This window comes from Lacinutrix jangbogonensis (assembly GCF_000797445.1).
GTDB lineage: Bacteria > Bacteroidota > Bacteroidia > Flavobacteriales > Flavobacteriaceae > Lacinutrix > Lacinutrix jangbogonensis.
This window is the reverse complement of record NZ_JSWF01000014.1, coordinates 317352-330865: the sequence shown is the minus strand read 5'-3', so window position 1 is coordinate 330865 and position 13514 is coordinate 317352. Positions and strand designations below refer to the sequence as shown.

General features: G+C 33.1%; 7 protein-coding genes. 2 read left to right on the top strand and 5 right to left on the bottom strand.

Annotated elements, in window-relative coordinates; all coding sequences use genetic code 11:
- Window positions 1-65: 65 nt before the first annotated feature.
- From RH82_RS02130 to RH82_RS02110, 5 genes are all read right to left on the bottom strand, one after another.
- On the bottom strand, window positions 66-1277 hold the full coding sequence (locus tag RH82_RS02130; RefSeq protein WP_034057625.1) for a DUF4856 domain-containing protein: 1212 nt from the start codon (window positions 1275-1277) through the stop codon (window positions 66-68).
- Window positions 1278-2149: 872 nt separating this feature from the next.
- Window positions 2150-8371, bottom strand: coding sequence for a fibronectin type III domain-containing protein (locus RH82_RS17620; RefSeq protein WP_162182441.1), 6222 nt, complete (start codon window positions 8369-8371; stop codon window positions 2150-2152).
- A gap of 61 nt (window positions 8372-8432) precedes the next feature.
- The gene (locus tag RH82_RS02120; protein ID WP_034057623.1) at window positions 8433-9296 is read right to left on the bottom strand and encodes a hydroxymethylglutaryl-CoA lyase; all 864 of its coding nucleotides are present in this window, start codon (window positions 9294-9296) and stop codon (window positions 8433-8435) included.
- Window positions 9297-9416: 120 nt separating this feature from the next.
- A complete protein-coding gene (locus RH82_RS02115; RefSeq protein ID WP_034057621.1) occupies window positions 9417-10043 on the bottom strand; it encodes a LysE family translocator in 627 nt (208 codons plus the stop codon).
- Complete coding sequence (locus RH82_RS02110; RefSeq protein ID WP_034057618.1) at window positions 10044-11078, bottom strand: quinone-dependent dihydroorotate dehydrogenase; 1035 nt, start codon at window positions 11076-11078, stop codon at window positions 10044-10046.
- A 136-nt stretch (window positions 11079-11214) separates the two neighbouring features.
- Here RH82_RS02110 and pepT point away from each other — a divergent pair, with 136 nt between their 5' ends.
- Window positions 11215-12453: a peptidase T gene (gene pepT / locus RH82_RS02105; protein ID WP_034057617.1), complete on the top strand. Its 1239-nt coding sequence runs from the start codon at window positions 11215-11217 to the stop codon at window positions 12451-12453.
- A 251-nt stretch (window positions 12454-12704) separates the two neighbouring features.
- Window positions 12705-13457 carry a class I SAM-dependent methyltransferase gene (locus RH82_RS02100; protein ID WP_034057616.1) on the top strand — a complete coding sequence of 251 codons (753 nt, stop codon included), beginning with the start codon at window positions 12705-12707 and terminating at the stop codon, window positions 13455-13457.
- Window positions 13458-13514 lie beyond the last annotated feature (57 nt).

The window sequence follows — 13514 nt, the reverse complement described above, 5'->3', positions numbered from 1 at the left end:
GTAAGCAATAGTGCTCGTTTAATAAAAAAACACGAACACTATTTATAATTGTTCTAAGTAATTAATTAACTTCCTGCTTGTGCAATAGTAAAATTAAATTCAGCAGAAATAGTATTAGACATTGCATCTAATTGACTTCCTGTAAGCTCCCAAAATCCATTTCCGGCCATTAACGTAGCAATAAAGCCATCAACTTCTGTTTTTGTAAAATAAGGTTCGTTAGTTCCTGCCTTTCTTGTAAACTGTAAGCTGTATATAAAACCGTAACCTTCAGACAAATCATGAAAAGCAGCTGCCCAATCTGTACCTAAACTCCCTTTTGCTTGTTGTAAATAATAGACGGCTCTAATCCCTACAATTTCAGATATTTTTCCTCTTATAATTTCTGCTTGCGCATCACGAACTTCATAATTTTTAGCTACAATTGCTGCACGACCTAATTTAAACGCGTTGTAAACATCCATAGCAATACCAGCAAAATCAGTATCATTTTCCACACGTGCTAAGTATTTATTTAAAAAGTTATCTGCCCCTAAAGCTGGCATTGCAGCATTAACCTCTTTACCATATAAATAACCAAAAGCTTCATCCCATTTGTGCTCCATTGTAGTGTAGTCATTAGAACCATCCAAAATAGCAGCATCGTTATTAGCTCTATTATCGCCAGCATCCAAAACTGCCGTTCCTAAGTAACTGTTAAGCATTTGATCTATCATCAAAGCACCAATTAAACCTTTGTTTAGTGCTTGGTTATTCTCTAATCCTTTACCATTTACGTAGCGCGTAGTGCCACCAGCTGCTTCTTGTATTTGCCCTGCAACACCTATACTTGCTGTATTTCCCCAATTAGGGAAGACATTATTTGCTTGATCTGAAATATACCCGTCAAAGTCTGCTTTTATTGCATTAGCGACTGTAGTATTTGCAGAAAAGAAATCTGTAGATGCCGCCGTTTTACTTCTTACACTTTTACCTGAAGCATTTAAAGTTGCATCAGAAAAATCGGTAGCGCCCTCTTGGTGCGCAAACATAGCATCCAATTCGATTTCTGTTTTTGATGGGTCTTTAATTGCAGCGATTAATTCTTCTGCCATTAAAATACGTGTTGTTTGTCCGGTATAAAACACTGTATTAGCGCCATTTCTTTCAAATACATACGTATCTGGAGCCGTTACATTATTTGTAGGTGGTAAAATTGGTGTATTATCATCGTCATTTGAGCATGATGTTAATCCTAATATTGCTAAAGCCGCAAAACCTAATACTAATTTGTTCATTTGTTATTGATTATTTCTGTTTATTCTTATTTAGACTAATTACAAATAGACTTGTAATTTTTATGCAAAAATAAAAATGAATCTTAGTTTACGCAAGTTTATTTAGACTAAATTTAAATAATAATTAAAAATATAGAATAACGCATTGAAATTCTGCGCGTTAGCAACTGTTAAAGTTCTTTCAATTAAAATGAAAATAAAAAAAATGAAAATCTAAAAAAAGGAGTTCCTTTAACTAAAGAAAAGAACGCGCTCAGGCTTATATTTAACATATGTTTTTATAGAATTGGGCTCTAGAAAAACCTTAGTAGCTTCATAATATCTGCTCTCAAAAGACATTGCATATAAATTTGAATTTTTTTTGTAATTAACCCAGAGCGTAATATTTCGGTTGACATTTGACCTCTAATACGATTTAGAAAAACCAAAACCTCGAATAGAGCCATCGATGCTACTAAAACCTACTTTGCATAAATAAATATAACTGGTGGCAATAATAGTGAGTTTAGAACACTTACTGATTCAGGAAATCTACCAGATAACGAATTCGTTACTTCTAACTTTATTATTGATTTATTACCAAAGTATCACTTTTCAAAAACTAAATTTAAACAATAACGTGACAAAACTTATGCTGTTCCTCAAGTGCCAGCAATTACAACCAGGTTATCCGTATGTCGTAAATTTAGGTTTAGATTTTAGTAATACTATAAACAAAAAATTAAAAGAAGAAAACTATTCAGTAATTCACAGAGAGCATACACATAAATACTATTTGCAAAAAACACTCTAATTTATTTTTTGCTTAAAAAAAACAAAAACCTTATGATTATTTCATAAGGTTCTTAAAACATAAGCAATAATGTAATTAATTATTCTTTAATAACTTTTATAATCTTAAATCCACCATTGACCTCAACTCTAACAAAATAAGTTCCTATTGCATAGTTACTCATATCTATTTGAGTTTCATTTTTTTGAGGTGTTGAATAAAATAAGCTTTGTCCTAAAATTGAAAACACCTCAATTTTACTTATCGTTGAAATATGACTTAAGTAAAGCATATCTTTTACTGGATTTGGGTAAAAACTAAAGCCTTCCAAATCAAACTGATCAGTTCCTAAAGTGCCATTACTTTCTACAGAAATGTCATCAATTAGAATATCATTAAAATAAGGATCAGCTGGGCTATTTTCCTCTATAGTAAATTCAATTTCTATTATATTAGAGCTTGAAGTAATTGTTGTTAGATCTATAATATAATCCATCCATCCGCCTGTTGAACCTTGTAATTGTAATACATTCTGGCTTGCTCCTGTTCCATTATGAACAATAACATTTAAGGTGTTATATTGAAAATCATCTGTATTATAACTATAAATAGAAAACTTTAAAACAGGCTCGGCCAATGGAGAAACATCTATAGCCATTGTTCTTAAATTACTTATTTGTCCGGGTCCATTTGGTGTAGAGCCATTTATCCAAGCATAATTTGTGCCTCCTCCTGATGTATGATCACCAGCATTAGCGGCTTGGTAATCTGCAAAAGTGTTATAGTTCCAAGATTCGCTTCCAGATTCTTGCCAGCAATTTGGAGTCGTAAAAGTAGAAAAATCTTCATAAAAAGGAGCTACAATTACGCCACATAGAGTATTAAACGCAATTGGTCCTATCCAACTACTATCATCTGCTCCTGGATTAGGTTCACAATTAGCACGAAAGTAAACATCGTAAGTTGAAGATGGTGTTAAACCAGTTAATGGATAATTAGTATTTAAACCTGTTTGAGTTAATATACCTGTTCCTTGCACAAAACCAGTTAGACCATGTTCTACTTGCCATTGGGTTTCTGTATTTCCTGCTAACCAACTTAAATCGGCTGTTGTACTACTTATATTTGATACTTGAAGATTTGATGGGTCTGGGCAAGTTGGAGAATCTATTATTCTAATATCATCAATAGACATATCACTTCTAAAATTATTTCCTCTAATCCCTCTAAATCTAATTTGAACTTCTCCAGTAAATCCATTTAAAATTAAAGTTTGTTCTATCCATGCAGCTGAACTTGAGTTCTGTTGTTGACCTGAAAGAATCAAAAGATTATTTGTCCATACTCCATTATTTAAAACATCTACGTGAAGAGAACCCATATCAACGCCATACATATGGTAGTAAAATGATAATTGTGGAACTGTTAACGATGAGATATCTATAATGGGAGAGTATAACTCTGCAACATCACCAGTAGCGTAACCACTAGCCTCCGTATAAAAATATTTTAAACCACTATTTGCAGAATTTGGTCCTGTATCAGGAGAAGGTGTGTTTCCACCATTACCTACAATATCCCATCTGTAGGCGTTATTTGTGTTATTTGGTGAAGATGACCAACAATTTGATATATTTGATGTTGTTGTAGCATTATGGGTTTCGACATCTTCAATATATGGAGCAATAAAAGTACCACATAACGCAGTAAACGCCATTGGTCCTATCCAACTGCTATCATCATCTCCTGGGTTTACTCCACAATTAGCCCGAACGTAAACATCATAAGCTGAAGAAGGTGTTAAACCAGTTAATGGATAATTTGTGTTTAAGGTTGTTTGCGTTAACACACCTGCTCCTTGTGTAAAACCAGATTGACCAAGCTCTACTTCCCATTGTGTTTCTGTGCTACCTGCTAGCCAACTTACATCTACTGTAGTGTCACTTATATTTGATACTTGAAGATTCGATGGGTCTGGGCAAGATATAGCAGTAGTAAACGAAACTGGCCCTACCCAAATGCTATCATCATCTCCTGGGTTATTACCGCAATTGGCACGAACGTATACCTCGTAAGTTATTAAACCTGATAAGCCTGTTAATGGATAATTTGTATTCAACGTCGTTTGCATAATTGTGCCAAAGCCTTGTGTAAAACCTGTTTGACCATACTCCACTTCCCATTGAGTTTCTGAACTCCCTGCCAACCAACTTAAATCTACTGTGTCACTACTTATATTTGACACTTGAGGGTTTGATGGTTCAGGGCAAGATAACCATAGGACCGTTTCTGTATTCGATTGTGTAGATTCACCTTCGTCATAAATAGCTGTAACATAATAATCATAAGTTCCATAATTTGGAAGCGTATCGGTATAAGTTGTTCCAACAATAGAACCCACTAGTAAAACATTATCTCTATACAGATTATAACCTAAAAATGCCATAAATGAGTTTTCAGAAAAATTAAAGGTATAATTTACTCCGGCATTAATGGAGGCTTCACCATTAGGTTCTAATTCTGCAATAATAAAATCATAACTACTATTCAAAGACGTTTGTTTGTCCGCAAACCAACATCCAGCGGTGCCCATAGTACCAGACATATAATTACCTACTATAGTGCCATTGTACTGAAAACCGTTATCATCATATGTCCAAGTTATTTGATTACCAATAAGAACCCAAGTTCCTGTAAGTCCAGCTGATGGAGCTAAAAACGTAAAATCTGCATTAAATGTAATACCAGCTTGATTGTAATTATTATTACAATTAAAATCATAATTTAAAATCCAATTTCCAACAACTGAATTCGAAACGGGTTCGTTCCAATTTAAAATAACGTCGCCCGAGTTTTGGTCTAATTGAGCTACTAAATTAGATGGTGGGTTTATATCTAATGTGGTAAAACTAACTGGGCCAATCCATGCGCTATCATCATCTCCTGAATTCACACCACAATTTGCTTTTACGAACACATTGTAAGTTGTAGCTAAATTGAGATTAGAAATTTGATAATTAGAGTTTGTATTAACTTGCTGTACTAATGTTCCGGTACCTTGAACAAAACCTGATACTCCATATTCCAATTCCCATTGGGTTTCTGTGCTTCCTGCTAACCAAGAAACATCTGCACTAGTGGTATCAATATTTGTAAATTGAAGATTTGATGGATTTGGACAAGATATACTTTCACATATTACTGAAGCATCCCATCCAGAAGATGTTACACTTCCATCGGAAGTAAAAACAAAAGTTAATGCTCCAGAAGTATCAGAAGATGTAATACTTCCTGGACTATTATTACCTCCAAATGAACCTATTAATGGATAACTATTGTCTGGTCCATCATAAATTCTCAGAAAATCGCAACATCCTTCTGTTGAAAATGAATTAAATTGAACACTAACACTATTAAAGCCAGCACTGGGTGAAATTGTAGTTGTATAATTTTCACCATTAGAATAAGTTCCATTTGGTCCACCAGTATCATAAAAATTATCTCCAGAACAAAAATCTTCTGTAGTTGTAAAACTTATTGGCCCTTCCCAAGTACTAAAATTAGAACCACTACATATTGATCTTACATATACATCGTATGTTGTAAATGAGTTTAGATTAGTCGCTAAATAAGGATTTGAGGCTGTAATAACACCAACTCCTGAAGGCGCAGTATTTGATAAAACTATTTCTACTTCCCAAGTTGACGCATTCCCATTCTCTGTCCAGCTAATTTCTGCTGTATCGATTAATACGTTAGAAACTGTTATATTAGATGGTGCAATACAAGAGGTTAAAAACTCAAACGTATTAGAATACATTGTTGTTAAACAATCATTTACACTTCTTACATGCCAAAAATAAGTGGTATTATACTCTAAATTTGATGCGCTAAAAAAGTTATCGGTTAAAATTGCAGAATCAATAACATTGGTAAAATTAATATCTGTCGCAATTTCTATTTCAAAATTAGAGGCATTAATATCTGCTTGCCATGTTAATTGTTCGCTTAAATCAATTCCATTAGCATTATTAGCAGGTGCTATTAATATAGGTGTATTCATACTATTATTAAATACAGATAAAGAGATCTGCGCACTTTTTTCAACATTTGTTGCGTTCCCTTTTACAATTAAATTATAATCTCCTACGGCAAAGTTTACTGTATTTGAAATTGTAAGCATTACGTTTGTTCCATTTGCATTAGCTGACATAGGATTAAAACTTGCTGTTACTCCTACAGGCAAATTGTCGACAGAAAATGTGGTGGTTGCATTAAAACCTAAAAATGTATTGTATGTAAAATTATAAACGGCATCATTAGGTTGGCAAATGGAAGCAGATGTGTTTGCAAAATTCATAACGAACTCCGATGCTTGTATATTAATATCTGAAGCATTTAAAGCATAAAATATATTGTTCGCTGCTTTGACCATTACTCTAGCCTGAGAAGTCGTTGGAACGTTGGGCACAATAATAGTTTCGCTACCGTCATTAAGCGTATTAGAGATCAAAGTGTATGGATATGTGTATCCGCCATCTATAGACAAAAACACATCTACATTTGAAGCATTTATAGGTGATAAGTTGGTATTAGCGACATCCCATGTAATAGTTACACTAGATCCTACATCCCAATTCTCAGTGGTCGCTTGCGAGCTAACGGTAAAAGGCCCTGAACTTGCATCTACTGTTACAGTCATTTCATCTGAAGCTGTTTGCCCTCCATTTAAAGCATTATCTCTTACGGTCAAAACAAAATCCATTGTTCTACCAATAGATGGTACAACTTCCCATGTAGGTGTAATATTTCCACTAATAACATCGCTTAATTGAGGCATATAGCGATCTGGAATACTAATTGGTAATTTGGATCTAAACATTGGACCTTGAACTCTAGTAGGCGACGGTGCATTTATACTAGATGGATCTTCAGGATCATTTTCTTCCCAACAAAATGATAACGTATCGCCTGAGTCTATATCGTTACCTTGTCCTTCTAGCACAAACGCAGTAGAAATAGGAATTGTAAAATCACCTCCTGCCATTACTGTTGGTGCGTTATTAGTTAAAGGCATTAATACTGAACAAGAACTATCGTTAATAGTCCATTGTGCTACATCTCGAATATCGACATAATTAAAATAATCATCGGGAGTGTTTTGCACATTAGCCGGACAAATACCAGCATAACCCATAATAGAACTTCCACTACCCGGTTCAACTTCTTGCAATCCTGCTGAGCTTCTGCAATTAGAACTACTTTGTACATGAAAGCCTCCAAATTGATGTCCAAATTCATGACTTGCAATCATATAAAAATTATCTGAATCCGGTGCACTGTGAACTGTATATGCTTGTCCTTTATCACCTGATGTACAAACACAGGCTATACAACCAGCATTGCCATATACTGAACCTTCAAAGGCAAATAAATGTCCTACATCGTAATTTGCATTTCCAATAGTAGCATCCAATTCGTTTTGCACTGCTGTATTAGAGACGCCATTATATGGATCTGAATTAGAATCTAAAAATATTACTAAATCATTGTTGGCTATTAATTGCATTGTTACAGAAAAATCTCTTTCAAATATTCCATTTATTCTAACTAGTGCAGTATTTATAGCTGCTAAAACTTTATTAATACGCTCTATATCGTCAACTTCTGTTCCGTCAAGAAAATATTGAGAATATTCTCCCGTAGTAGATACCGCTAATCTATATAATCTTAAATTTTGATCATCGGCATTAAAACTGTTATTATTTTGATTGATAAATTTAGAGCTTGTCATAACCGACTCCATAGTGCTGCATTCAAAATCAGAAATATCTTGACTCAAATCGCTTCTTGAAAAAACAGTATACAAGTTGTTTTTAACATCCAAAGGTTTAATTATTGTGGTAGCCCTTTCTAAATTAGATACAAAAGCATGTAATCCTTGAGATGGTGAATAACTTATTCTCGCAGTAGTACCAGTGACAGTATTAATACCGATATAAGATTTAATTTGAGGGTATTTATTTGCTAAAACCGGATCGAAATTTGAAGATTCAAAAATTTTATACGATTCTAAAACTCCAAATTCATTTGGAAGACTAATAATACTGTTAGAATTTTTATTACTAAACCTTTTGGGCGCTGAAACCAATTGATTTAGAAAAATATTAGCATTGAACTTAAAGGTTTTCTGTTTTAACGGTTTTTCGGAAACAGATTTCAAATTATTAACGGTTACAGGCTGTTCCCAAATCTTATTTTGAGAAAAAACAGAAACACAAAATAAAAATGCAATAAAAACTGAATAGTAATCTTTTTTCATAGAAGTCATTTTGTTTAAAAAAAAGCTAAGGTAAGGATTACAAATAAATTATTCAAAAACACTAATGATACTTCGTGAAAACCTTAGTAGCTTCATTATAGCTACTCTCAAAAGACATCGCATTTAAGTCTGAAGCTTTTTTTGTAGTTAAGTACGAGAGTACTTTTTCGGTTGGCATATTACCAGTTAATTCATCTTTTGCCATTGGACAACCACCAAAACCTTGAATGGCGCCATCGAATCTTCTACAACCCGCTTTATAAGCTGCATCTACTTTTTCGAACCAAGAAGTAGGTGTTGTGTGTAAATGTGCTCCAAATTCTATATTGTTGTATTCTGGAATTAAATTTGAAAATAAATAGTTAATATTTTCTGGATTAGAAGTTCCAACAGTATCGCTTAACGACAAAATTTTTACACCCATTTTACTTAAGCGTTCTGTCCACTCCCCGACTATATCGACATTCCAAGGGTCTCCATAAGGATTACCAAAACCCATAGAAATATAAACAACAACTTCTTTATTTACAGCATCTGCTTTGTTTAAAATATCTTGCAAAGTGACTACTGATTGCGCTATAGTTTTATGTGTATTACGCATCTGGAAATTCTCGGAAATTGAAAACGGATAACCCAAATAATCTATTTCAGGATGTTTGCAAGCATCTTCTGCGCCACGCGTATTGGCAATAATTGCTAACAGTTTACTGGTTGTTTTACTTAAATCCAATTGTGCTAAAACTTCTCGAGTATCTACCATTTGCGGTATTGCTTTTGGTGATACGAAGCTTCCAAAATCGATAGTATCGAAACCTACACGCAATAAAGATTGAATGTATTGTATCTTTTTTTCCGTAGGAATAAAAGTTTTAATGCCTTGCATGGCATCTCTAGGACATTCTATAACTTTAACGTGGTCTTTCATGTGTTTATATCTATTGCTTTTCTATGGTCACATGCAGTTCGCTATTAATCATTCCCATAAGTGATAAAACTTTAAGATGCTCGTTTCATTAAGCACAAATAATTTGATTATAAAAGTACTCTATTTTTTTGAAAATAAAATAAAAATCGCAATCCCAACAAACACAACAATTTGCAACCATTTTAAAACAATTCCTATGTTTTTATGAGATTTTAAATATGTAGAAATTGAACCCGCAAGAATTGCTATTGCAGAAAAAATAAGGAATGACGTTACCATAAACAACAATCCTAAAACATAAAATTGCTTTATAGAACTTAAGGTTTCAGAAAATAAAAAACCAGGAAAAAAGGCCAAAAAGAAAATAGAAACTTTAGGATTAAGCACATTCATGATCACACCTTGCTTAAACAATTGCGACATGCTTTTTTTAGGCACAGCAGCATCGTTTAAATCTAATTTCGCATTACTGCAATATACTTTATAAGCCAGATATAAAAGGTAACCAGCGCCTAAACATTTAATTATAAAAAATAGCGTGTCACTTTCTTTAATAATGGCAGAGACTCCAAAAGCGACTAAAGTCGTATGTAATAAACAACCAGAAATAAGTCCGCAAACAGTTGCCAAACCATATTTTGTTCCGTTTACAATGCTTTGCATTAAAACATAAATATTATCTGGTCCTGGTGAAATTGCTAAAACCGAAGTGGCCAGAACGAATGCTAAAAGCGTATCATAATTCACTTAAAAATCTTTCAAAATAGCCTTATTAATTTTCTTTACAAGCGAAGGTCCTTCATATATAAAACCGGTATAAATTTGAACCAAGTCTGCTCCTGCTTCAATTTTCGCTAAGGCATCTACGGCTGAATGAATACCTCCGACTCCAATAATTGGAAAAGATTTTTTACTGTTATCAGATAAGTATTTAATAACTTGAGTTGATTTTTCTAAAATAGGCTGCCCGCTTAAACCTCCATTTCCTATTTCGTTAAGTCGTTCTTCAGATGTTTTTAAACCTGTTCTATTGTTTGATGTGTTACTTGCAATAACACCATCTAGGTTTGTCTCGGCAACTAACGCTATAATTTCATCTAATTGACCTTCATTTAAATCTGGAGCGATTTTAAGCAGTATTGGTCTTTGTATTTTAAATGTCTTATTTGCTTTTTGTACTGAAGAAATGAGTTCTAGCAAATAATCCTTATCATTTAATTTCGCATGACTGCCAACATTTGGACAACTTACATTAAGCACAAAATAATCTACATAAGGATGCAATGCATTAAAACACTCCAAATAATCTTTAGTATAATCTTCAGGTTTAGTTTGCGTGTTTTTACCAATGTTTCCACCAATAATTAGTTTGCCTTTATTCTTTTTTAATTGTGCAATGGAAGCTTGGAGTCCTTCATTATTAAAACCCATTCTATTAATAATCCCTTTATCTTCTTTTAATCTAAATAAACGCTTTTTAGGATTCCCAACTTGCCCTTTTGGTGTTACTGTTCCTATTTCTATAAAACCAAAACCAAAGTTTGAAAGTTCATTATATAACACTGCATTTTTATCAAAACCTGCTGCTAAACCTACTGGGTTTTTAAAGGTTAAACCGAAAAGCTTACGCTCCAATTTAGGATCTTCAACAACATACATACTTTTAAAAAGTGATGCTATTCCAGGAATTTTACACGTTATTTTAATTAACGAAAAAGTAAAATGATGAACTTTTTCGGGATCGAAAAGAAAGAATAATGGTCTTAGGATTAATTTGTACATTTAATACTGTTTGCACAAAAGTAATTCTAAATAAAAAATTGAGCAATTCAAATGCTAAAAAACTTAATAATCGTATTTTTGAAACTCTAAAGCGTTATTTGGTTAATGCTCTCAAAATCTAATTTTTTTTTATACTATGATTTCAAAACAAGATATAATAAAACGCTTCGTAGGTTATGTAACCGTTGACACAGAATCTGATCCAGAAAGCGACACAACACCAAGTACAGCTAAACAATGGGATTTAGCAAACGCGCTAGTAGATGAACTTAAAGCTATTGGAATGAGCGCTGTTTCTATAGACGAAAATGCATATATTATGGCAACTTTACCAAGTAATGTAGAGCATGAAACGCCAACCATAGGCTTTATTTCGCATTTTGATACCACTCCAGATTTTACAGGAGCTAACGTAAAACCTCAAATTATTGAGAACTACGACGGCAAAGACATTACGCTTAATGAAGCTGAAAATATTGTTTTATCTCCAAATTATTTTGATGATTTGTTATTATATAAAGGTCAGACGTTAATTACAACAGATGGCACAACACTTTTAGGAGCAGATGATAAGGCTGGAATTACAGAAATAATTTCGGCAATGGAATATCTAATTGCCAATCCAGAAATAAAACATGGTACTATAAAAGTTGGTTTTACTCCAGACGAAGAAATTGGTCGTGGCGCTCACAAATTCGATGTAGAGAAATTTGGAGCAGATTGGGCTTACACAATGGATGGTAGCCAAATTGGAGAATTAGAATACGAAAACTTTAATGCTGCAGGAGCTATTGTTACCGTAAAAGGAAAAATAGTACATCCTGGTTATGCTAAAGGTAAAATGGTAAACTCTATGCATATCGCTACAGAGTTTATAAACTCTTTACCACGCATGGAAACGCCAGAACATACTGAAGGTTACGAAGGTTTCTTTCACCTCTACTCTATTAAAGGAGAAGTGGAAAGCACTAAGTTAGAATATATTATTCGCGATCATGATCTTGGACATTTTGAAGCGCGCAAAGCAGTCATGCAAAAATTAACTGAAGAGTTAAATAGTCAATACGAAAGAGAAGTTATTGAAATTGAGATTAAAGATCAATATTTTAATATGAAAGAAAAAATAGAACCTGTAATGCATATTGTAGATATTGCTGAAGAAGCCATGAAACAATTAGGCATTAAACCTCTTATTAAAGCCATTCGCGGTGGAACAGATGGTTCTCAACTAAGTTATATGGGATTACCTTGCCCAAATATTTTTGCTGGTGGACATAATTTCCATGGCCGCTACGAGTATGTTCCTGTTGAGAGTATGATAAAAGCTACTGAAGTCATTTGTAAGATTTGTGAATTGACAGCGCAGAAAAAATAACTCATTTTTAATACTATTATGAATAGCCAAAAACAGTTTTGTTTTTGGCTATTTTGCTTTTTACTAACTTTATTTTGTAAAAAAATCACGCTAACTTCGTCTACTTGTGCTTAATTTGTTTAAGTATTGAATTGAACTTTCATCAATGAAACATTGTGGTTAACTACCTTTTTTGATTGGGTTATTACTTATTTTTAAATGCGGTAATTATAAAATAATAGATAAATTATAAAGAGATTTTGAAAAACAAAATGAATAGTAATTATAAAGTTGGCGATTTAATTTATGATGCGAATATTTATGATGGACTGAATACCAACCTAGATGATTTGCAATTTTACAAGCGGTGGCTGCCAAAGAATAAGGATGCCCGTATACTTGAGCTTTGTTGTGGCACAGGGAGACTTACGCTTCCAATTGCAGAGGATGGATATAATATTATTGGGGTAGATTACACCTCTTCCATGCTTGAACAAGCAAAATTAAAAGCTTCCGAAAGAGGATTAGAGGTTACCTTTATTGAAGCAGATATTAGAACTTTAGATTTACCAGAAAAATACGACCTTATTTTTATTCCATTTAATTCAATCCATCATTTATATAAAAATGAAGATTTATTTAAGACCTTTAATGTTGTTAGAAATCATCTCAAAGAAGGTGGCTTATTTCTGTTAGATTGCTATAATCCAAATATTCAATTTATTGTTGAAGGCGAAAAAGAACAAAAAGAAATTGCCAAATATACAACCAATGATGGAAGAGAAGTATTAATAACGCAGATCATGCGATATGAAAATAAAGCTCAGATTAATCGTATAGAATGGCATTATTTTATAAATGGTGAATTTGATTCGATTCAAAATTTGGATATGAGATTGTTTTTTCCTCAAGAATTAGATTCATACCTAGAACAGAATGGTTTTAATATTATTAATAAGTTTGGAGGTTTTGAAGAAGACCCATTTAATGATTATTCGGAAAAACAGATATTTGTTTGTCAATAAGCCATCTCTATTGGCTCATATATTGAAATTCTATTCACAAGTAAATAATACTTTAAG

Bases quoted from the DNA above. Each gene is read 5' to 3' on its own strand.
- RH82_RS02110 (WP_034057618.1), bottom strand. From the start codon at position 11,078: ATGTACAAATTAATCCTAAGACCATTATTCTTTCTTTTCGATCCCGAA.
- RH82_RS02120 (WP_034057623.1), bottom strand. From the start codon at position 9,296: ATGAAAGACCACGTTAAAGTTATAGAATGTCCTAGAGATGCCATGCAA.
- RH82_RS02130 (WP_034057625.1), bottom strand. From the start codon at position 1,277: ATGAACAAATTAGTATTAGGTTTTGCGGCTTTAGCAATATTAGGATTA.
- pepT (WP_034057617.1), top strand. From the start codon at position 11,215: ATGATTTCAAAACAAGATATAATAAAACGCTTCGTAGGTTATGTAACC.
- RH82_RS02100 (WP_034057616.1), top strand. From the start codon at position 12,705: ATGAATAGTAATTATAAAGTTGGCGATTTAATTTATGATGCGAATATT.
- RH82_RS17620 (WP_162182441.1), bottom strand. From the start codon at position 8,371: ATGAAAAAAGATTACTATTCAGTTTTTATTGCATTTTTATTTTGTGTT.